The following is a 24,348-nucleotide window of genomic DNA, read 5'->3' as shown; positions in this document are numbered from 1 at the left end:
AGGAGCACCCACCATGGACACCCCCGAAGGCAAGCTGCGGGAGTACCTCCGCTGGGCCACCACCGACCTGCGCGACACCCGGCAGCGGCTGGCCGAGCTGGAGGACCGGGCCCACGAGCCGATCGCCGTCGTGGGCACCGGCTGCCGGTACCCGGGTGGCGTCCGGTCGGCCGCGGACCTCTGGCGGCTGGTCGCCGAGGGCGGGGACGCGGTCGGGGAGTTCCCCGCCGAGCGCGGCTGGGACGTCGAGGCGCTGTACGACCCCGACCCGGACAACCCGGGTACGACCTACGCCAGGGGCGGCGGCTTCCACCGCGACGCCGGGAAGTTCGACGCGGGGTTCTTCTCGATCAGCCCGCGCGAGGCACTGGCCATGGACCCGCAGCAGCGGCTGCTGCTGGAGGTCGGCTGGGAGGCGTTCGAGACCGCGGGCATCGACCCGGTGTCGATGCGCGGGGAGCCTGCCGGGGTGTTCGTCGGCGGCGGCTTCTCCGACTACGGCGGCGCGATGCAGGCCGCACCCGAGGGTGTCGAAGGGCACCTGGTGACCGGCAAGGCCGGCAGTGTCCTTTCCGGACGGATCGCCTACACCCTCGGCCTGGAGGGCCCGGCCGTCACCGTCGACACGGCGTGTTCGTCGTCGCTGGTGGCCCTGCACCTGGCAGTCCAGGCGCTGCGGCGCGGCGAGTGCTCGATGGCGCTGGCCGGCGGGGTGACGGTGATGTCGACCCCGGCCGTGCTGATCGAGTTCAGCCGCCAGCGCGGGGTCGCCCCGGACGGCCGGTGCAAGGCGTTCGCGGCCGCCGCCGACGGCATGGGCCTGGCCGAAGGCGCGGGAATCGTGCTGCTGGAACGGCTGTCCGACGCGGTCGCGAAGGGACGCGAGGTACTGGCGGTCATCCGCGGCTCGGCGATCAACCAGGACGGCGCGTCCAACGGCCTGTCCGCGCCGAGCGGCCCGGCCCAGCGGCGGGTCATCCGCCGGGCACTGGCCGACGCGCGGCTCACCCCGGCCGAGGTGGACGTCGTCGAGGCGCACGGCACCGGCACCGAGCTGGGCGACCCGATCGAGGCGCAGGCGCTGCTGGCGACGTACGGGCAGTCCCGCGCCGGGGACCCGCTGTGGCTCGGCTCGGTCAAGTCGAACATCGGGCACGCGCAGGCAGCCTCGGGCGTGGCGGGTGTGCTCAAGATGGTGGAGGCGCTGCGGCACGGCGTACTGCCGAAGACGATGCACGTCGACGCGCCGTCCCCGCACATCGACTGGGACTCGGGGGCGGTGTCGCTGCTGACCGAGTCCCGGCCGTGGCCCGGTGGTTCGCGGGTGCGCCGCGCCGGAGTCTCCTCCTTCGGGGTCTCCGGGACGAACGCGCACGTCATCCTGGAGGAGGCACCCGAAGCTGAGGCCCGGACGACGGCTGCCGTGCCGGGGGTGGTGCCGTGGGTGCTCTCGGGCAAGACCGAAAGTGCGTTGCGGGCGCGGGCAGCTCAGCTGGCCGAGGTGGACGGCGATCCGGCGGACATCGGGTTCTCGCTGGCCACCACCCGGACCGTGCTGGAGCACCGCGCCGTCGTCCTCGGGTCCGGGGACGAGCTGCGGCGCGGGCTGGCCGCGCTGGCCGCGGGAGAGCCGGACCCGGCGGTCGTCCAGGGGACGCCGTCGGGCGGCAGTGGTGTGGTCTTCGTCTTCCCCGGGCAGGGTTCACAGTGGACCGGGATGGGGCAGGAACTCCTCGGCACCGAACCGGTGTTCGCCGCCCGGATGCGCGAGTGTGCCGACGCCTTGTCGTCCTTTGTGGACTGGAAGCTCCTCGACGTCCTGTCCGACGACGCCGCGCTGCAGCGGGTCGACGTCGTCCAGCCCGCGCTGTGGGCGGTGATGGTGTCCCTGGCCGCGGTGTGGCGTGACCGCGGTGTCGAGCCCGCGGCCGTCCTGGGCCACAGCCAGGGCGAGATCGCCGCGGCCTGCGTCGCCGGGGCGTTGTCGCTGGAGGACGCCGCGCGGGTCGTCGCCATGCGCAGCCGGGAGCTGGCGAGCCTCGCCGGGGGCGGTGGCATGGTCTCGGTGGCCTTGCCGGTCGCCGTGGTCACCGAACGCATCGAGGGCACCGGGCTGGCGATCGCCGCGGCCAACGGCGCCAACTCCGTCGTCGTCTCCGGGACGCCCGGAGCCCTTGACGCGTTCCTCGAAAACTGCGCGGCCGACGGGGTCCGCGCGCGGCGCATCCCGGTCGACTACGCGTCGCACTCCGAGCAGGTCGAAGCCATCGAAGAGCGGCTGCTGGAAGTCCTTGCCCCGGTGCGGCCGCAGGCCGGCGACCTGCCGTTCTACTCGACCGTCACCGGCCGCCCGGCCGACACCACCCAGCTCGACGCCGGCTACTGGTACTGCAACCTGCGCCAGACCGTCGAGTTCGAGCAGGCCACGCGCGCGCTGCTCGCCGACGGCCACGGCGTGTTCGTCGAGTGCAGCCCGCACCCGGTGCTGGCCACGGCCGTGCAGGAGACGGCAGAGGACGCCGGCCGCGAGGTCGTCGCCGTCGGCTCGCTGCGCCGCGACGACGGCGGCCCGGCGCGGTTGCTGCGCTCGGTCGCCGAGGCGTTCGTGCGCGGCGTCCCGGCCGGCTGGGCGAAGGCGTTCGACGGCGCCACCACCGTTGCGCTGCCGACGTATCCGTTCGAGGGCGAGTACTACTGGCTCCCCGCCGGGACCGCGGTGGCCGACCTCGGTTCCGCGGGTCTCGCCGAGGCCGGGCACCCGCTGCTCGGGGCGGCCGTCGAGCTGCCCGACGACGGCGGATTCCTGTTCACCGGACGGCTTTCCCTGCGCTCGCACCCGTGGCTGGCCGAGCACGCCGTGCACGGCACGGTCCTGCTGGCAGGCACGGCGTTCGTCGAACTCGCGCTGCACGCCGCGGCCGAAGCCGGCTGCGCCGAGGTGGAGGAGCTGGCCCTGGAAGCGCCGCTCGTGCTGCCGCCGGACGGCGCGGTCCGCATCCGGCTCACCGTCGGCGGCCCTGGCGAGGACGGCCGCCGGGCGGTCGCGCTGGACTCGCGGCCGGAGGACGACCTGCTCGGCGAGTGGACGCGGCACGCGGCCGGGTTCGCCGCACCGGGGGAGACCGTCCCGGCACCCGGGCTCGCGCTGTGGCCGCCGTCGGACGCCGAGCCGGTGCCGCTCGGCGACGTCTACGGCCAGGCCGCCGAGCGCGGCTTCGCCTACGGGCCGGTGTTCCAGGGGCTCAAGGCCGTCTGGCGGCGCGGCGAGGAGGTGTTCGCCGAGGTGGCGCTGCCGCGCGAGCACCACGGCGAAGCCCAGCGGTTCGGCGTCCACCCGGCGCTGCTCGACGCGGCCCTGCACGCCGTCGCGCTCGGCTCGCTCAACTCCGAGGGCACCGGGCGGCTGCCGTTCTCGTGGTCCGGCGTCCGGCTGCACGCCGCGGGCGCGACCGCGCTGCGCGTGCGGCTCGCGCCGTCCGGTCCGGAGACGCTGACGGTCGAGGTCGCCGACGAGTCCGGCGCGCCGGTCGCGCAGATCGACGCGCTCACCTCACGGCCCGTCGTGCCTGGTCAGATGCGGGCCGCGCGGCGGTCCGGCCCGCTGTTCCGCGTCGACTGGGTGCCGCTGCCCGGTGGTCCGGCCGAGCCGCTGGACGCCGAGTACTTCGCCGTTCCCGTCGGCGACGTCCGCGACGTCCTGGGCGCGGTGCTGGCCCGGCTCCAGGCGGCGCTCGGCGAGGAACGGCCGCTCGTGGTCGTGACGTCCGGCGCGACCGCCGACGACCCCGACGTCACCGCGGCGGCGGTGTGGGGCCTGGTGCGCTCGGCGCAGGCCGAGCACCCGGACCGGTTCGTCCTGCTCGACCTGGAAAACCCGGACGACGACCCGCGAGCCGTGGTACCCGCCGCCGGCGAGAACCAGCTGTCCGTCCACAACGGACAGATCCACGTGCCGCGGCTGGTGCCGGTGCCCGCCGAACCTGCGGCACTGCCGTCGTTCGACGGCAGCGTGCTGATCACCGGCGGAACCGGGACCCTCGGCAGGCTCGTGGCCGGGCACCTCGCGCGCGGCGGCGTCAAGCGGCTCGTGCTGGTGAGCCGCCGCGGCTACGCCGCCCCGGGCGCCGCGGACGTCGTGTCCGGGCTGACCGCGCTGGGCGCGGAGGTGACCGTGGTCGCGTGCGACGTCGCCGACCGCGCTCGGCTGGCCGAAGTCCTCGACGACATCCCGGACCTCACCGCCGTCGTCCACACGGCGGGGACGCTGGACGACGGCGTCGTCGAAACCCTGACACCGCAACGTCTCGACGCTGTGCTGCGGGCCAAAGTGGACGCTGCCCGGCACCTGCACGAGCTGACCCGCGACCTGACGGCGTTCGTGCTGTTCTCCTCGGCCGCGGGCACGTTCGGCACGCCAGGGCAGGGCAACTACGCCGCCGCGAACGCCTATCTCGACGCGCTGGCCCGGCACCGGCGGGCCCATGGCCTGCCCGCGCAGTCGCTGGCCTGGGGTCTGTGGGCGGACACCAGCGAGCTGACCGGCACGCTCGGTGCGTCCGGTTTGGACCGTCTGCGCCGCAGCGGTTCCCGCGCGTTCACCGCCGAGGACGGCCTCGCCGCGTTCGACCTGGCGCTGGCGACCGAAGAGCCGGTGGTCGTGCCGGTCCAGCTCGATCTGCGCGTCCGCGGCGACCAGGGCGTGCCGCCACTGCTGCGCGGCCTGGTCCGCACGCCGGTGCGGCGGGCGGGAACCGGCGACGCCTCGCTCGGCCGTCAGCTGGCCGGGCTGGCCCCCGAAGAACGGGACCGGGTGCTGCTCACCCTGGTGCGGGCCCAGGCCGCGGCGGTGCTCGGGCACGCGGGCCCCGGCGCGGTCGAGCCGGGCCGCGGGTTCCTCGACCTCGGGTTCGACTCGCTCACCGCGGTCGAGCTGCGCAACCGCCTGCAGACGGCCACCGGGCTGCGGCTGCCGGCGACGCTCGTGTTCGACCACCCGACGGCCACGGCGCTCGCGGCGTTCCTCGCCGGGAGGCTCGCCACGGACAACGCCCCGGCACTCGCGCCCGCTCTGGCCGAGCTGGGCCGCCTGGAAACCGTGCTGGCGCCGTTCACCGGCGAGGACCGCGTGGCGATCACGGTGCGGCTGAAGGAACTTCTCGCGCGCTGGAACGACGAGCCCGCGGCCACGCCGTCCGACGACATCGACGCGGCCACCGACGACGAGCTGTTCGGCGTACTCGACGAGCTGCGCATTCCCTGATCACCCCGAGCCTGGAGCCACCGGAATGTCCAACGAACAGAAGCTGCGCGACTACCTCAAGCAGGCCGCCAAGGACCTGCGCGAGGCTCGCGGCCGGGTGCACGAGCTGGAGGAACGCGACCGCGAGCCGATCGCGATCGTCGGGATGAGCTGCCGCTACCCGGGCGGGGTCGCCTCGCCAGAGGACCTGTGGCGCCTGGTCGCCGACGGGACCGACGCGATCTCGGCGTTCCCGGACGACCGCGGCTGGACCGCCGAGGACGTCTACGACCCGGACCCGTCGGTGCCCGGCAAGTCGTATGTGCGCGAGGGCGGGTTCATGTCCGGCGCCGCCGACTTCGACCCCGGCTTCTTCGACATCAGCCCGCGCGAGGCACTGGCCATGGACCCGCAGCACCGGCTGCTGCTGGAGACGTCGTGGGAGGCGTTCGAGCGGGCAGGCATCGACCCGGCGACCGTGCGCGGCCACAAGATCGGCGTCTTCGCGGGCGTGATGTACCAGGACTACGCCGCGCGGCTGACGTCGGTGCCCGAGATCGTCGAGGGCTACCTCGGCAGCGGCAACGCGGGCAGCGTCGCCTCCGGGCGGGTGGCCTACACCTTCGGCTTCGAGGGCCCGGCGATCACCGTCGACACCGCGTGCTCGTCGTCGCTGGTCGCGCTGCACCTGGCGGTGCAGTCGCTGCGCCGCGGCGAGACCACGATGGCGCTGGCGGGCGGCGTCACGATGATCGTGACGCCCACCGGGTTCATCGAGTTCAGCCGCCAGCGCGGGCTGGCGCCGGACGCGCGCTGCAAGTCCTTCGCCGCGGCGGCCGACGGCACGGCGTGGGCCGAAGGCGCCGGAATGCTGCTGGTGGAACGCCTTTCCGACGCCCGGCGGCTCGGGCACCCGGTGCTGGCGGTGGTCCGCGGCACCGCGGTCAACCAGGACGGGGCCAGCAGCGGCCTGTCCGCCCCGAACGGGCCCGCGCAGCAGCGGGTGATCCGGGCCGCGCTCGCCGACGCCGCGTTGACGTCGGATCTCGTCGACGCCGTCGAGGCACATGGCACCGGCACGGTCCTCGGCGACCCGATCGAGGCCCAGGCCGTGCTGGCGACGTACGGCGCGGAACGCCCGGCCGGGCGGCCGCTGCTGCTGGGGTCGTTCAAGTCGAACGTCGGCCACACACAGGCCGCGGCCGGGGTCGGCGGCGTGATCAAGATGGTCGAGGCGATGCGCCACGGCGTGCTCCCGAAGACCCTGCACGTCGACGCGCCGACCCCGCACGTGGACTGGGAAGCCGGTGCCGTTTCGCTCCTGACGGAGGCCCAGCCCTGGCCCGAGACGGGACGTCCGCGCCGGGCCGGGGTCTCTTCTTTCGGGGTCTCCGGGACGAACGCGCACGTGATTTTGGAGTCGCCGGAGCGCCCCAACGCACCCAAGGCCACATTGGGGCGTTTGGGCGGGCCGGTTCCGTGGGTGCTCTCGGGGAAGACCGAAGGCGCACTTCGGGCGCAGGCCTCGCAGCTGATCGAGGTCGAGGCGGATCCGGTGGATCTCGCCGCGTCGCTGGCACTGCACCGCGCGCACTTCACCGAACGTGCGGTCGTGCTGGGGGAGACCCGCGAGGATCTGGTTGCCGGGCTGAAGGCGATCGCCGCCGGGGAACCGGCTGCGGAGGTCGTGCGGGATGCCGTGGCCGCGGGCGAAGTCGCGTTCCTGTTCTCCGGCCAGGGTTCCCAGCGCGCCGGGATGGGGCGCGAGCTGTACGAGACGTATCCGGTGTACGCCAAGGCGTTCGACGACATCTGCGCGGGCTTCGACCCGCGGGTGCGGGACCTGGTTCTCGACGGTGGCGCGGACCTCGACCGGACCGAGTTCGCCCAGGCCGCGCTGTTCGCCGTCGAAGTCGCGCTGTACCGGCTCGTCGAGTCCTGGGGCGTGCGCCCGGCGTACCTGCTCGGGCACTCGATCGGTGAGATCGCCGCCGCGCACGTCGCCGGGGTGTTCTCCCTGGAAGACGCGCAGACTCTCGTGACCGCGCGTGGACGGCTGATGCAGGCGCTGCCGGAAGGTGGCGTGATGATTGCCGTGCAGGCGTCCGAAAAGGACGTTCTGCCGTTGCCGGAGGGTGTCTCGATTGCCGCGGTGAACGGGCCGGACTCGGTGGTGCTGTCCGGTGTGGACGCTGCCGTCGCCGAGGTGGCCGCGAAGTTCGCGAAGACCAAGCGGCTCAACACCAGCCACGCCTTCCATTCCGCGCTGATGGATCCGATGCTGGCCGACTTCCGCGCGGCCGTCGGCAAGATCGGCTTCAGCGAGCCGCGGATTCCGCTGGTCTCCGACGTCACGGGCGCGCTCGCGACGCCGGGCCTGGTCACCGACCCGGGTTACTGGGTGCGGCACGTCCGTGAGACGGTCCGGTTCGCCGACGGCGTCGCGGCGTTGCACACCGAAGGCGTCCGGACGTTCCTCGAGCTGGGCCCGGACGGTGTCCTGAGCGCGCTGGCCCAGGACTGCCTGCCCGGGGACGCCGCCGCCGTCGCGATGCTGCGTGCCGGACGGCCCGAGGTGCGGTCGGCCGTCGCCGCGCTGGCCCGGCTGCACACGCGAGGCGTCACCCCGGACTGGTCCGCCTACTTTGCCGAGAGCGGTGCTCTCCGTGTCGACTTGCCGACTTATCCGTTCCAGCGGTCGCGGTTCTGGCTGGAGGCCACCGGGTCCGGCGGGTTCGTCGAGGTCGCGGCGAAGCCGGAGCTGCCGCAGGGTGCACTGGCCGCGCGGCTTGCCGGGGCGCCGGCGGGCGAGCGGCTGCGGGCGCTGACCGACCTCGTCCGCGGTCAGGCCGCGGTCGTGCTCGGCCACGGGACCGCCGACGAGATCCGCGCGGACCGGCCGTTCAAGGAACTCGGCTTCGACTCGCTCACCGCCGTCGAGCTGCGGACGCTGCTGGCCACCGCGCTCGGCCGCGAACTGCCCGCCACGCTCGTCTTCGACCACCCGACGCCGGCGGCGCTGGCCCGGTTCCTCGACAGCGGCGCCGACGTCACCGCCGAAACGGTGGTGGCGCACGACGAGCCGATCGCCATCATCGGCATGAGCTGCCGCTACCCGGGCGGCGTCACCTCGCCCGACGACCTGTGGCGGCTGGTCGCCACCGGCACCGACGCCATCTCGCCGTTCCCGGAGGACCGCGGCTGGGACATCGACGCGGTGTTCGACCCCGACCTGTCCCGGCCGGGCACGACGTACTCGATCGAAGGCGGGTTCGTCGACGGCGCCGCCGAGTTCGACGCCGGGTTCTTCGGCATCTCGCCGCGCGAGGCGCTGGCCATGGACCCGCAGCAGCGGCTGCTGCTGGAGGCGTCGTGGGAGGCGTTCGAGCACGCCGGCGTCGACGTCACGGGACTGCGCGGCGCGAAGGTCGGCGTGTTCGCCGGGATTTCGGCGCAGGACTACAGCTCGCTGCTGGCCACCATCCCCGCCGAGGCCGAGGGGTACGTCGGCACCGGCACCGCGTCGAGTGTCGTCTCCGGCCGGATCGCCTACACCTTCGGCTTCGAGGGCCCGGCGCTCACCGTGGACACGGCGTGTTCGTCGTCGCTGGTGGCACTGCACCTGGCGGCCCAGGCACTGCGGTCCGGCGAGTGCTCGCTGGCGCTGGCGGGCGGGGTGACGGTGATGTCCACCCCGGCCGGGTTCATCGAGTTCAGCCGCCAGCGCGGCCTCGCCCCCGACGGCCGCTGCAAGTCGTTCGCCGCGGCCGCCGACGGCGTCGGCTGGTCGGAGGGCGCGGGCGTGCTGCTGGTCGAGCGGCTGTCCGACGCACTGCGCAACGGCCACGAAGTCCTCGCCGTGGTCCGCGGTTCCGCGGTCAACTCCGACGGCGCGTCCAACGGCCTGACCGCACCCAACGGGCCCGCGCAGCAGCGGGTGATCCGCGCGGCGCTGGCGTCCGCGCGGCTGTCACCGTCCGATGTGGACGTCGTCGAGGCGCACGGCACGGGCACGACGCTGGGCGACCCGATCGAGGCCCAGGCGGTGCTGGCGACCTACGGCCAGGACCGCGCGGAGCCGCTGTACCTGGGATCGCTCAAGTCGAACATCGGCCACACGCAGGCCGCGGCGGGTGTCGCCGGGGTGATCAAGGTGGTCCAGGCGATGCGCCACGGCGTGCTGCCGAAGACACTGCACGTCGACGGCCCGACGCCGCACGTGGACTGGGCTTCAGGCTCGGTCGAGCTGCTGACCGAGGCCCGGGAGTGGCCCGCGGGCGAGCGTCCCCGACGGGCGGGAATCTCGTCGTTTGGGGTCTCCGGCACGAACGCCCACGTGATTTTGGAGTCGCCAGAGCGCCCCAATGTGGCCTTTGGTGCGTTGGACGCACCCAAAGCCACATTGGGGCGTTTGGGGTCGGTCCTTCCGTTCGTCCTCTCCGGGCGCGATGGTGAGGGACTGCAGGCCCAGGCCGCGAAGCTGCGGAGCATGGGTGACTTCCCGCTCGGCGATGTTGCCTGGACCCTCGCGACCGGGCGGGCAGCCTTGGAACACCGGGCCGCGGTGGTGGCCGCGGACCGCGACGAGCTGCTGGAAGGCCTTGGTGCGCTCGCCGAGGGCCGGGTGCACCGGTCCGTCGTGCAGGGCTCGCCGGTCAGCGGCGGGGTCGCGTTCCTCTTCACCGGCCAGGGTTCCCAGCGTCCCGGGATGGGCCGCGAGCTGTACGAGACGTTCCCGGTGTATGCCGAGGCGTTCGACGCGGCCTGTGCGTACCTGGATCCGCGGGTGAAGGAGCTGTCGGGTTCGGCTCAGACGGAGCTCGCTCAGCAGGAGATCTTTGCACTGGAAGTGGCGTTGTTCCGCCTGCTGGAGTCGTGGGGCGTGCGGCCGGACTTCGTCATCGGACACTCGGTCGGCGAGATCGCCGCAGCACATGTCGCGGGGATGTTGTCCCTTGAGGACGCGGCGACGCTGGTCGCAGCCCGCGGTCGGCTGATGCAGGCACTGCCCGAAGGTGGCGTGATGATCGCGGTGCAGGCGTCCGAAGAGGACGTTCTGCCGTTGCCGGAGGGTGTGTCGATTGCGGCGGTGAACGGGCCGGACTCAGTGGTGTTGTCCGGTGTGGAGGACGCGGTGACCGAGATGGCCGCGAGGTTCACGAAGACCAAGCGGCTCAATACCAGTCATGCGTTCCATTCGGCGTTGATGGATCCGATGCTGGCGGAGTTCGCTGCGGCGATCGATGGTCTCACCACGGCTGAGCCGGTGATTACGTTCGTGTCCACTGTGGAGGAGGGAACAGGGGAGTACTGGGTGCGGCAGGTTCGCGAGCCGGTCCGGTTCGCTGACGCGGTCGCCACAGCGAAGGAGCAGGGCGCGCGGACGTTCGTCGAGATCGGACCGGACGCCGTGCTCGCGGCCATGGTCGACGACGCGGTCCCCGTGCTGCGCAGCGGCCACGACGAGGTCCGGACCACGCTGACCGCCCTTGCCCGGCTGCACGTCCGGGGCGTCACCCCGGACTGGGGCACCGTCCTCGGCGGCGGCCGCACGGTGACCCTGCCGACCCAGGCGTTCCGGCGCGACCGGTTCTGGGTCGAACCGTCGTGGACGGCGGGGGACGTCACCGCCGCCGGGCTCGCCGCCGCGGAGCATCCGCTGCTCGGCGCGGCCGTCGACCTGCCCGGCACCGGCGGCTGCGTCCTCACCGGCTCGCTGTCGGTCAGGACGCACCCGTGGCTGGCCGACCACGCCGTGCAGGACACCGTGCTGCTGCCCGGCACCGCCTTCGTCGAGCTGGCCCTGCGCGCCGCCAACGAGGTCGGCTGCGCGGCGATCGAGGAACTCACCCTCGCCGCGCCGCTGATCCTCCCGCCGTCGGGCGCGGTCCGGATCCAGGTCTTCGTAGGCCCGGCCGACGACGCGGGCAAGCGCCCGATCACCCTGCACTCGGCCACCGGCGACGACGAGGAAGCGTGGAGCCTGCACGCCACCGGCACCCTCGCGCCCGAAGCTCCCGAAGCGTCCTCGCCGACGGGAAACCTGCAGGTCTGGCCGCCGGAAGGCGCCACGGAAATCGACGTCACCGGGCTCTACGACGGCTTGCAGGACAACGGGTTCGGCTACGGCCCCGCCTTCCAGGGACTGCGCGCGGCCTGGTCGCTCGACGGCGCCGTCTACGCCGAAGTCGTCCTGCCGGACGCCCAGCAGGAGTCCGCCGTCCGGTTCGGGCTGCACCCGGCGTTGCTCGACGCCGCACTGCACGCCGTCGGGCTCGGCGACTTCGTCACCGCGAAGGGCCAGGGACACCTGCCGTTCTCGTGGAACGGCGTGGCACTGCGGACGTCCGGCGCGGCGAGCCTGCGCGTGCGGCTGGCACCGGCCGGGCCGGACACGATCAGCCTGACCGTCGCCGACCACCGCGGCCGCCCGGTCGCGTCGGCGGAATCCCTGCTGCTGCGGGCGATCTCCGCGGCCGGCATCGAAGCACGGCGTGAGCACCACCGGTCACTGTTCCGGCTCGACTGGGCACCCGCCGCGACCGGTGCCGTCCCCGCAGCGACCTGCACCGTCCTCGGCGACCCGGCCCTGGCCGCGGCGCTGCGGACCGCGGGAGCCGTCGTCAAGACCGGGGACGAGCCCGCGGACTTCACGTTCCTGCCGGTCAAGGGTGGCGACGTCCACAGCGTCACCACCGAAGTCCTCGAGAAGGTCCAGAACTGGGACACGGGCCGTCTCGTCGTGGTCACCCGCGGTGCGGAACGTGAGGTCACCGACGTAGCCGCCGCGGCCGCGTGGGGCCTCGTGCGAACCGCGCAGGCGGAGAACCCGGACCGGTTCACGCTGCTGGACCTCGACGGCGAACCCGACGGCACCGCGATCCTCGCCGCCCTCGCCGGCGGCGAACCGCAGATCCTGTTGCGGGACGGGGAAACCCTCGCGCCGCGCCTGGCCCGCGTCCCGGCCGGGGACGAGACGGCACCGGAGTGGAACCCCGACGGCACCGTGCTCGTCACCGGCGGCACCGGCACCCTCGGCGGCCTGCTCGCCCGGCACCTCGCCGCGAAGGGTGTCCGGCACCTCGTGCTTGCGGGGCGTCGCGGTCCGGACGCGCCCGGTATCGCCGAGCTCGTGTCCGAATTGGACACTCTCGGCGCGCGGGCGCGGGTCGTGGCATGCGACGCGGCCGACCGCGACGCCCTCGAAGCCCTCCTGGCCACGATCCCCGCCGAACATCCGTTGACCGCGGTGGTGCACACCGCCGGTGTCCTCGACGACGGTGTCCTGGCGTCGCTGACCCCGGAGCGGTTCGCCACGGTGCTGCGGCCCAAGGCGGACGCCGCGTGGCACCTGCACGAGCTGACCGAGCACCTCGACCTGGCCGCGTTCGTGCTGTTCTCGTCGGCGGCCAGCACGCTCGGCAACGCCGGGCAGGCCAACTACGCCGCGGCCAACGCCGTCCTGGACGCCCTCGCCCGGCACCGGCACGCCCGCGGCCTGCCCGCGACGTCGCTGGCCTGGGGCCTGTGGGAGCAGTCGAGCGGCCTGCTCGGCGAACTCACCGACGTCGACCGGCGCCGGATGAACCGCGGCGGCTTCGGCGCACTGGCCACGAAGGACGCGCTCGCGTTGTTCGACACGGCACTGGGGCTGGGCGAGCCGATGCTGCTGCCGATGGAACTGGACGTCGCGGCCATGCGGCAGCGGATCGGCAGCGGTCCGGTGCCGCCGCTGTTCCGCGGCCTGATCCGGGCCGCGCGCCGCCCGTCGGCCGCGCCGGAGGAGGGCGCGCTGGCCGCGCGGCTGGCCGAGGTGCCCGCCGAGGAGCAGCACGCCGTCCTGCTCGACCTGGTGCGGACGCAGGTCGCGGCCGTGCTCGGGCACGCGTCCGCGGACGCCGTCGACCCCGACCGGGGCTTCGGCGACTTCGGGTTCGACTCCCTCAGCGCGGTCGAGCTGCGCAACAACCTGGCCGCCGCGACCGGGCTCAAGCTGCCCGCGACGCTGATCTTCGACTACCCGGACCCGCTGGTGCTCACCGGCTTCCTCCTGGCCGAACTGGGCCGTCCGGAGGCCGAAGCGGCCGATCCGGCGCTCACGGCGCTGGCCCAGCTCGAAGCCGGGCTGGCCGCCGCGGAACCGGCGGAAGCGACGCGGATGGCGTTGAGAACCCGTTTGGAAGTGCTGCTTGCCACCCTCTACCCGCAGACCGGTGAGCCGGGCGGCGAACGCCTCGACACCGCCACGGACGAGGAGCTGTTCGCCCTGATCGACCAGGACTTCGAAGTCCACTGAGAAGTCCACTGAGGCCCACACCGAGGAGACGCCCGGAAATGGCGAACGAAGACACCCTCCGCGACTACCTGAAGCGGGCGACGGCCGACCTGCAGCAGGCGCGGCAGCGGCTCGGCGCGACGCGCTCGCAGCTGGCCGAGCTGGAAGCCCAGGCCAGGGAGCCGATCGCCATTGTCGGGATGAGCTGCCGGTACCCCGGTGGCGCCACCGATCCCGCCGGGCTGTGGGACCTCGTCGACTCCGGCCGCGAAGGCATCGGCGAGTTCCCGGACGACCGCGGCTGGGACCTGGAGAAGCTCTACGACCCGGACCCCGACCAGCTCGGGACGTACTACGTGCGCGAAAGCGGCTTCCTGCGCGAGGCCGCCGACTTCGACCCGGCGTTCTTCGGCATCTCGCCGCGGGACGCGCTGGCCATGGACCCGCAGCAGCGGCTGCTGCTGGAACTGTCGTGGGAGGCCATCGAGTCGGCGGGCCTGGCGCCGTCGTCGCTGCGGGGCAGCAAGACCAGCGTGTTCGCCGGCGTGATGTACAACGACTACGCCGCGCGGCTGCAGCCGGTGCCCGACGGGTTCGAAGGGTTCATCGGCAACGGCAGCGCGGGCAGCATCGCCTCCGGGCGCGTCGCCTACACCTTCGGCCTGGAGGGCCCGGCGCTCACCATCGACACGGCGTGCTCGTCGTCGCTGGTGGCGCTGCACCTGGCCGTCACCGCGCTGCGCCGCGGCGAGTGCACGATGGCGCTGGCCGGCGGCGTGACCGTGATGTCCACGCCGACCGCGTTCATCGAGTTCAGCCGGGCCCGCGGCCTCGCCCCGGACGGCCGCTGCAAGTCCTTCGCCGCGTCCGCCGACGGCACCAGCTGGGGCGAGGGCGCCGGGATGCTGCTGGTGGAACGGCTTTCCGACGCCCGGCGCCTCGGACATCCGGTGCTGGCCGTGGTCCGCGGGACGGCGGTCAACCAGGACGGCGCGTCCAACGGCCTCACCGCCCCCAACGGCCCGGCCCAGCAGCGCGTCATCCTCGACGCACTCGCGGCGGCCGGGCTGGAGCCGTCCGAAGTGGACGCCGTGGAGGCACACGGCACCGGCACCGTGCTCGGCGACCCGATCGAGGCGCAGGCGGTGCTGGCCACCTACGGCCAGGACCGCACCGAACCGCTCTACCTGGGCTCGCTGAAGTCGAACATCGGGCACAGCCAGGCCGCGGCGGGTGTCGGCGGCGTGATCAAGATGGTCCAGGCCATGCGTCACGGCGTCCTGCCGAAGACCCTGCACGTCGACGAGCCGAACCCGCGGGTCGACTGGACCGCGGGTGCCGTCGAGCTGCTGACCGAGGCGCGGCCGTGGCCGGAGACCGGACGGCCGCGCCGCGCGGGCGTGTCGTCGTTCGGCGTCAGCGGCACGAACACGCACGTCGTGCTCGAACTGCCGGAGGAGAGCGACGCGGGCGAGCGGACGAACCCGCCGGTGCTGCCGCTCCTGATCTCGGCCCGGACCCAGGACGCCGTCGCGGCGCAGGCACAGTCGCTTGTGGACCACCTGGCCGGTGACGTGTCTCTTGTGGACGCCGCCTACACCACCACGACCCGCGCGCGGCACCCGCACCGCGCCGTCGTGCTCGGCCGGGACCGCGAGGAACTGCTCGCCGGGCTGGCGGATCTTGCGGCCGGGAAGCCCACCGCCGTCACCGGCACCGCGGCCCCTGGCAAGACCGCGTTCCTGTTCTCCGGGCAGGGTGCCCAGTACGCGGGCATGGCCACCGAACTGTATGCGGCGTACCCGGTGTTCGCCGCTGCCCTCGACGCCGCACTGTCCGAACTGGACCCGGGCGTGCGGACGGCGGTGTTCGACGGCGCCCGCCTGGACGACACCGAGTTCACCCAGCCCGCGCTGTTCGCCGTCGAGGTCGCGCTGTTCCGGCTTCTCGAGGCGTGGGGCGTGCGGCCGGACTTCCTGCTCGGGCACTCGATCGGCGAGATCGCCGCGGCGCACGTCGCCGGGGTGTTCTCGCTGGCCGACGCGGCCACGCTGGTCACCGCGCGGGCCCGGCTGATGCAGGCCCTGCCCGCCGGCGGCGTCATGGTCGCGGTCGAGGCGGGCGAAACCGAAATCGCCCCGACGCTGCCCGACGACGTCGCGATCGCCGCCGTCAACGGCCCCGGCTCGGTCGTGCTCGCGGGCCCGGCCGACGCCGTCACGGCCGTCGCCGCCGCGTGGGCCGAGAAGGGCCGCAAGACGCGGGAACTCGCGACCAGCCACGCCTTCCACTCGCCGCTGATGGCGCCGATGACCGCGGACTTCCGGGCCGCGATCGCCGGGCTGTCCTTCGGGACGCCCGCCATCCCGATCGTCTCGACGGTGACCGGGAAGCCGGTCGAGTCCCTCGACGCCGACTACTGGGTCACCCATGTCCTGGCCACCGTCCGGTTCGCCGACGGCGTCACCACGCTGCTCGACGCGGGCGTGACGACGTTCGCCGAGGTCGGCCCGGGCGGGCGGTTGGCCGCGATGGTGCCCGAAGAGGCCGTCGCCGTCGCCACGCTGCGGCCCGAGCGACCGGAACCACTGACGTTCGCGGCCGCGGTCGCCGGCCTGCACACCCGCGGCCGCGAACCCTCGTGGGAAGCGGTGTTCGAGGGCACGGGCGCGCGGCGGATCCCGCTCCCGACGTACGCCTTCCAGCGCGACCGCTACTGGCTGGAGGCCAAGGACACCGGCGGCGACGCGGCTTCGGTCGGCCTGGGGGCGACCGAACACCCGCTGCTCGGCGCCGCGGTCTCCCTCGCCGGCGGCGACGGCTTCCTGTTCACCGGCGTGCTGTCCCGGCGGGTGCACCCGTGGCTGGCCGACCACGCCGTGCTCGGCACGGTTCTGCTGCCGGGCACCGCGATGCTGGAACTGGCGCTGCGGGCCGGGGAGCAGGCGGGCTGCGGGCGCGTCGAGGAGCTGACCCTGGAAGCGCCGCTCGTCCTCGGCGACGGCGGGGTCCAGGTGCAGCTCGCGGTCGGAGCCCCGGACGCCGCCGGGCGCCGCAGTGTCGGGCTGCACTCGCGGCCGGACGGCGCCGCCTTCGACGAGCCGTGGGTCCGGCACGCCACGGGATTCCTGGCGCCGGGAACGGTTCCGCCGGGGCCTGACCTGACCGAGTGGCCGCCGCCGGGTGCCGAACCGGTGCCGGTGGACGGGATCTACGACGCCGTCGAGTCCGCCGGATTCCACTATGGACCGGCGTTCCGCGGCCTGCGCGCGGCCTGGCGGCGCGGCGAGGAGGTGTTCGCCGAGGTCTCGCTCGACGCGGACCACGCCGCGGATGCCGAGCGTTTCGGCGTACACCCGGCACTCCTGGACGCCACCCTGCACGCGGCGGGCCTGGCCACGCCGGACGCGGCGCCGGAGGGACGGCTGCCGTTCGCCTGGACCGACGTCTCGCTGTTCGCCGCCGGTGCGGCCGCGGTGCGGGTCCGGCTGGTCCCGGCGGGCACCGGCGCGGTGTCGCTGACGCTGGCCGACCCGGCCGGGAAGCCGGTCGCCACCATCGGTTCGCTGGTTTCACGGCCGGTGTCGGCCGAAGGTCTGGACGCTTCGCGCAGCCTGCGTGACGCTCTGTTCACTGTGGACTGGCAACCGGCTCCGGCCGGAGACTTCGAGGGATCGATCGAGGTCGCGTATCTGCCTTCGGCCACCGGTGACGTCCCCGACCAGGTCCGCTCGGTGACCGCCGCGACCCTGACCCTGCTCCAGGACTGGCTTGCGGGATCACAGGACGGCCGCCTCGTCCTCGTGACGCGCGGTGCCGTCGCCGAGACCCCCGATCTCGCCGCGGCCGCCGCCTGGGGGCTCGTGCGGGCCGCGCAGTCGGAGAATCCCGGCCGGTTCGTGCTGCTCGACATCGACACCGGGGACCTGGCCGACGACGTCCTCGCGGCCGCGGCCGCCACCGGCGAACCGCAGCTCACCCTGCGCGACGGCGAACTGCGGATGCTGCGCGTCGTGCGCCCGCCGGCGTCCGATGTGGACGCCCCGGAGTTCGGCGGCACGGTGCTGGTCACCGGCGGGCTCGGCAGCATCGGCGCGCTGACCGCCCGGCACCTCGCCGGGCAGGGCGTGCGCCGCCTGGTCCTGACCGGCCGCCGTGGCCCGGACACGCCCGGTGCCGCCGACCTGGTCGCCGACCTGGCCGCGCTCGGCGCCGAAGCCTCGGTGGTGGCGTGCGACGTCGCCGACCGTGCTGCGCTGGCCGGTGTGCTCGACGGCATTCCGGACCTGTGCGCGGTGGTGCACGCGGCGGGCGTGCTCGACGACGGTGTCGTGGAATCCCTGACCCCGGAACGGTTCGAGACCGTGTTCCGGCCCAAAGTGGACGCCGCGTGGGCGTTGCACGAACTGACCAGGGACCGGCCGCTGGCCGCGTTCGTGGTGTTCTCCTCCGCCGCGGGCATCATGGGTGGCGCGGGGCAGGGCAACTACGCCGCGGCCAACGCGTTCCTCGACGCGCTGATGACCCGGCGGCGAGCCGAGGGCCTGCCGGGCACCGCGATGGCCTGGGGTGCCTGGGCCCAGGGCATGGCCGCGGACCTCGCCGACGCCGACCTGCGCCGGATGAGCCGCGGCGGCATGATTCCGCTGTCCACAGTGGATGGACTCGCGTTGTTCGACGCCGCGCTGGCGTCGCCCGCGCCGGTGCAGCTGCTGAGCCGTCTCGACCTCGCCGTGCTGGGCAAGCAGGCCGCGGCCGGGATGCTGCCGTGGCTGCTGCGCGGCCTGGTCCGCACGCCGCTGCGGCGCGCGGGCGAAGCGGTCGACGCGGACCTCGCGCAGCGGCTGGCCGGGCTGGCCGAGCCGGAACGCCGCGACGTCCTCGCCGAGGTCGTCAGCACGCACGTCGCGGCGGTGCTCGGGCACGGCTCGGCCGCCGCGGTCGACCTCGACGGCGCGTTCAAGGACCTCGGCTTCGACTCGCTGACCGCGGTCGAGCTGCGCAACCGGCTCGGCGGCGCGACCGGGCTGCGGCTGCCCGCGACCCTGATCTTCGACTACCCGAGCCCGGCGGCTCTGGTGGACCACCTGGTGGCGGAGCTGGGCGGCGCCGCGGCGCCGGTGACTCCCGTCACCGCCGCGGTCCCGGCCGACGAGCCCCTGGCCATCATCGGCATGAGCTGCCGCTACCCCGGCGGGGTCGCCTCGCCCGAGGAGTTCTGGCAGCTGGTCGCCGACGGCCGCGACGGCATTTCGGGCTTCCCTGCCGACCGCGGCTGGGACCTGCCCGAGACCGACTTCGTGCCCGAAGGCGGTTTCCTCTACGACGCCGACCGCTTCGACCCGGAGTTCTTCGGCATCTCACCGCGCGAGGCCACGGCCATCGATCCGCAGCACCGGCTGCTGCTGGAGACAGCGTGGGAGGCGTTCGAGCGCGCCGGCATCGACCCCGGCACGGTCAAGGGCAGCCGGACCGGCGTGTTCGCCGGGCTGATGTACCACGACTACGTCTCGCGGCTCTCCGCCGTTCCGGACGACCTCGCGGGCTACCTCGGCAACGGCAGCGCGGGCAGCGTCGCCTCCGGGCGCGTGGCCTACACGTTCGGGCTCGAAGGGCCCGCAGTCACGATCGACACGGCGTGTTCGTCGTCGCTGGTGGCCCTGCACCTGGCCGCGCAGTCGCTGCGGTCGGGGGAGTGCACGATGGCGCTGGTCGGCGGCGTGACGCTGATGTTCACCCCGACCGCGTTCCTCGAGTTCAGCCGCCAGGGCGGGCTGTCCGGGAACGGGCGCTGCAAGTCCTTCGCCGCGTCCGCCGACGGCACCGGCTGGGCCGAGGGCGCCGGAATGCTGCTGGTGGAACGGCTGTCCGACGCCCAGCGGCTCGGGCACCCGGTGCTGGCGGTGGTCCGCGGCACGGCGGTCAACCAGGACGGCGCGTCCAACGGCCTGACCGCACCCAACGGTCCCGCGCAGCAACGGGTGATCCGGGCGGCACTGGCTGCCGCGCGGCTGTCACCGTCCGATGTGGACGCCGTCGAGGCACACGGCACCGGGACGTCGCTGGGCGACCCGATCGAGGCACAGGCGTTGCTGGCGACCTACGGCCAGGACCGGGCGGAGCCGCTGTGGCTCGGTTCGGTGAAGTCGAACATCGGCCACACGCAGGCCGCGGCCGGGGTCGCGGGCGTGATCAAGATGGTCGAGGCGATGCGCCACGGCGTGCTCCCGGCGACCCTGCACGTCGACGAGCCGTCGCCGCATGTGGACTGGTCCTCGGGTGCGGTGTCGCTGCTGACCGAGGCCCGGCCGTGGCCCGAAACCGGCCGTCCGCGCCGGGCCGCTGTGTCCTCTTTCGGGGTCTCCGGGACGAACGCGCACGTGATCTTGGAGTCGCCAGAGCGCCCCGACGCACCCAAGGCCACATTGGGGCGTTTGGGCGAGCCGGTGCCGTGGGTGATTTCGGCACGGAGTGAGGCGGCACTGCGTGGGCAGGCCGAGGCGTTGCGGTCGGTTGAGGGGGAGCCGCTGGACATCGCGTGGTCCCTGGCCACTACGCGGGCCACCTTTGAGCACCGGACCGTTGTGATCGGGCCCGAGTTCGCCCTGGACGCCGTTGCGCAGGGTGTCCCGCACCCGCGGGTTGTGACCGGCGTCGCGGGCCGGCCGGGGAAGGTCGTGTTCGTCTTCCCCGGCCAGGGTTCGCAGTGGCCGCGGATGGCCGTGGACCTGCTGGACTCCTCGCCGGTGTTCGCCGAACGGCTCGCCGAATGCGCTGCCGCACTGTCGTCCTATGTGGACTTCTCCGTCGTGGACGTGCTGCGGGAAGGCCGGGACCTCGACCGCGTCGACGTCGTCCAGCCGTTGCTGTGGGCGGTGCTCGTCTCGCTCGCCGCCGTCTGGCGTGCCCACGGTGTCGAGCCCGCCGCCGTGGTCGGGCACAGTCAGGGCGAAATCGCCGCCGCCGTCGTTGCGGGTGCACTGTCGCTTGAGGACGGTGCGCGGGTCGTCGCGCTGCGGAGCAAGGAAATCCTCGCCCTGGGCGGTGACGGCGGCATGGCGTCGGTGGCTCTGCCGGCCGAGGCGGCGGCCGAGCGGCTGGCCGGGTGGGGCGGGGAACTGTCGCTGGCGGCGGTCAACGGGCCGTCCTCGGTCGTCGTGTCCGGGGACGCCGGTCTGCTGGCCGAGTTCGTCGCGGGCTGCGCGGCCGACGGCGTCCGCGCGAAGCTGATCCCGGTCGACTACGCGTCGCACTCCGCGCACGTCGACCGGATCCACGACCGGCTCCTCGAAGTCCTCGCGCCGATCACCCCGCGCCCGGCCGAGATCCCGTTCTGCTCGACCGTCACCGGGGACTTCCTCGACACCACGGGACTCGACGCCGCCTACTGGGCGAAGAACCTGCGGGAGACCGTCGACTTCGCGGGCGCGACGTCGACGCTGCTGGGCCAGGGGTACGGCGTCTTCGTCGAGTGCAGCCCGCACCCGGTGCTCACCATGGCGATCGAGGAGACCGCGGACCAGGCCGTGATCGCGGTCGGCACGCTCCGCCGCGACGACGGCGGGCCTGCGCGGCTGCTGGCCTCGCTCGCCGAGGCGTGGGTCCGGGGCGTCCGGGTCGACTGGACCGCGGCTCTCGACGGCGGACGGCGCGTCGACCTGCCGACGTATGCCTTCCAGCGCGAGCGGTACTGGCTCGAATCCCCGGCGGGCGCCGGCGACGTCGGCTCGGCGGGCCTGACGACGGCGGACCACCCGCTGCTCGGCGCGGTCGTCCCGCTGCCGGAGTCCGGTGGCCTGGTCTGCACGGGCGTGCTGTCGCTGCGCACCCACCCGTGGCTGGCCGACCACGCCCTGCTCGGGACGGTCCTGGTGCCCGGCACCGCACTGGTCGAACTCGCCCTGCAGGCGGGCGCCCACGCGGGCCGTCCGGTGCTGGAGGAGCTGACCCTGGAAGCGCCGATCGTGCTGCCTGCCACCGGCGGCGTCCAAGTACAGGTCGTGGCCGGTGAAGACGGCGCGGTGACCATCCACTCACGACTGTCCGGTTCGGACGATCCGTGGACACGCAACGCGTCCGGTTCGCTCGTTCTCGGTGAGACGCAGGGAGTGTCGCTGACGGAGTGGCCGCCCGCGGACGCCACGGCCGTCGACATCGAGGGCGCCTACGAAGCGCTCGCGGAGCGTGGATTCGGCTACGGCCCGGCATTCCAGGGCCTGCGTGCGGTGTGGCGTCGCGGCGAGGAGGTCTTCGCCGAGGTCGCGGTGGACGCGGGCGACGGCTACGGCCTGCACCCGGCGCTGCTGGACGCGGCATTGCACGCGGGCATGGTGGCCGGTGACGCCGACGGCGGCGCGCAGATGCCGTTCGCCTGGACCGGCGTGACCCTGCACGCGGTCGGGGCGTCGGCGATCCGGGTGCGGAGCGCGGGAGGCAGGCTCGACATCGCGGACGTCACGGGTGCGCCGGTGGCGACGATCGAGTCGCTGGCAACCAGGCCGGTCTCGAAGATCACGCCGGGCCGCGACCCGCTGTTCCGCGTGGAGTGGACACCCGTGGCCGCACCGGCCGCTCCGGGCAGCGCTGAGCTGTTCGAAGTCCCGCCGGGTGACGTGCACGAGGTCACGGCGGCGACGCTGGCCCGCCTCCAGGAGGCGCAGGGCCGCCTGGCCATCGTGACGACGGAAGCAGTGGCGGCCCGCCCGGGCGAGGACGTGCCGAACCTGGCCGCGGCCGCGGTGTGGGGCCTGGTGCGCTCGGCCCAGACGGAGAACCCGGGCCGGTTCGTGCTGATCGACGCGGAAGCCGGGACACCGCCGGAGCTGCTGGCGCGGCTCGCGGCGGGCGAGGAGCCCCAGGTCGCGGTGCGAGACGGGCAGGTACTCGCACCGCGCCTGGCCCGCGTGGCCGACGTGCCCGCCGGGGCACCGGCGTTCGACCCGGCCGGCACCGTCCTCATCACCGGCGGCACCGGACTCCTCGGCGGCCTCGTCGCCCGCCACGCGGCCCGGGCCGGGGCCGGGCACATCGTCCTGACCAGCCGCCGCGCTGCCGAAAAGGCCGACGCCCTCGTCGCCGACCTCACCGCCGCCGGGGCCCGGGTCACCGTCGCCGAGTGCGATGCCGCCGACCGCGCGGCGCTCGAGGGCGTCCTGGCTGCCATCCCGGCCGAGTTCCCGCTGCGCGTGGTCGTCCACGCCGCCGGGATCCTCGACGACGGCCTGCTCGACGGCCTCACCGCCGACCGGCTCACCGCCGTCCTGCGGCCCAAGGCCGACGCCGCGTGGCACCTGCACGAACTCACCCGCGACCATGACCTGACCGGCTTCGTTCTGTTCTCGTCTGCCGCCGGGATTCTCGGCAACGCGGGGCAGGCGGGCTACGCGGCGGCCAACGCCTACCTCGACGCCCTCGCCACCCACCGGCACGCCGCCGGGCTGCCCGCCCGGTCGCTCGCCTGGGGACTCTGGGACGAGGCCAGCGACCTGACCCGCGAACTCGGCACCGAAGGCCGGGCCAAGGTGAGCCGGGCCGGGCTGCGGCCGCTGTCCACCGACGAAGGCCTGCGCCTCTTCGACGCCGCCCGGGCCACCCCCGAACCCGTCCTGGTGCCGATGCACCTCGACGTCGCCGCGCTGCGCAGGCAGTTCGGCACCGGGGGCGTGCCGCCGCTGCTGCGCGGGCTCGTCCGGCCTGCCCTCAAGAAGGCCGCCGAGGCCGCAACCACCGCGCTCACCAGCGAAAACCTGCGCGAAGTCGTGCTCGCCCAGGTTGCCGGCGTGCTCGGGTTCACCGGCCCGGACGCCATCCCGGCCGGGGTCGGCTTCCCGGAGATGGGGTTCGACTCGCTGACCGCCGTCGAACTGCGCAACCGCCTGATCGGGCTCACCGGCCTGCGGCTGCCCGCCACGCTCGTCTTCGACCACCCCACGCCGGACGCGCTCGTCGCCTTCCTCGGCAGCGAGCTGGTCCCCGCCGAGCACACCCCCGAAACGGAGGACACCCCGGCCGAGGAGGAGACCGGCTCGATCCAGCTCCTCTACCGCAAGGCCTGCGACGAAGGCAAGATCGCCGAAGCCGTCGAGTTCATCAAGGCGGCCTCACGGCTGCGCCCGTCGTTCGACAGCATCGGCGACCTGAAGCAGCTGCCCGAACCGGTGCGGCTGGCCCGCGGCGACGCCGCACCCGGCCTGCTGTGCTTCGCCGCGCCGGTCGCCATCACCGGCGCCCAGCAGTACGCGCGGTTCGCCGCCGGGTTCCGCGGGGAACGCGAGCTGACCATGATCCCCGCGCCCGGGTTCCGGCCCGGCGAGCTGCTGCCCTCGACCGTCGAAGCCACCGTCGAGCTGCAGGCCGAACTGGCCTGGAACGCCGCGGGCGGCACGTCGTTCGTCCTTCTTGGACACTCGTCGGGCGGCTGGCTGGCGCACGCGGTCGCGACGCACCTCGAGCGGCTCGGCTCGCCGCCCGAAGGCATCGTGCTGATGGACACCTACGTGCCGCAGAGCGGGCAGATCGACCGGTTCAAGAGCACGTTCGTCACCAGCGCCCAGGACCGCGAAGAGGCCGTCGGCGGCATCGACGACCTGCGGCTGACCGGCATGGGCTGCTACTTCCGCGTCTTCGCCGACTGGGAGCCGGAGGAGACCGCCGTGCCGACGTTGTTCGTGCGCGCCACCGAATCCCTGCAGTCGGTCGGTGGCGAAGGCACCGACGGCTCCGAAAGCGACGCGTGGCGGCCGACCTGGGCGCCCGCCCACGTCGGCGTCGACGTGCCGGGAAACCACTGGTCGATGATGGAAAACCACGCCGCGACCACCGCCGACGCCGTCCG

General features: G+C 73.9%; 1 protein-coding gene and 2 pseudogenes. All 3 read left to right on the top strand.

From position 1 onward, the window contains the following. Positions 1 to 13: 13 nt before the first annotated feature. Positions 14 to 5,260 (top strand): SDR family NAD(P)-dependent oxidoreductase, encoded by a 5,247-nt coding sequence (locus ABJI51_RS40170; protein ID WP_348956416.1) that lies wholly within the window; start codon positions 14 to 16, stop codon positions 5,258 to 5,260. A 25-nt stretch (positions 5,261 to 5,285) separates the two neighbouring features. Continuing rightward, positions 5,286 to 13,535: pseudogene (locus ABJI51_RS40165) on the top strand (type I polyketide synthase); the annotation flags it as partial. Positions 13,536 to 13,609: 74 nt separating this feature from the next. Beyond that, positions 13,610 to 24,343, top strand: a pseudogene (locus tag ABJI51_RS40160) (SDR family NAD(P)-dependent oxidoreductase); the annotation flags it as partial. Positions 24,344 to 24,348 lie beyond the last annotated feature (5 nt).

Source organism: Amycolatopsis melonis (assembly GCF_040064235.1).
GTDB lineage: Bacteria > Actinomycetota > Actinomycetes > Mycobacteriales > Pseudonocardiaceae > Amycolatopsis > Amycolatopsis melonis.
This window is presented reverse-complemented; position numbering and strand designations above follow the sequence as displayed.

Bases quoted from the DNA above. Each gene is read 5' to 3' on its own strand.
- ABJI51_RS40170 (WP_348956416.1), top strand. From the start codon at position 14: ATGGACACCCCCGAAGGCAAGCTGCGGGAGTACCTCCGCTGGGCCACC.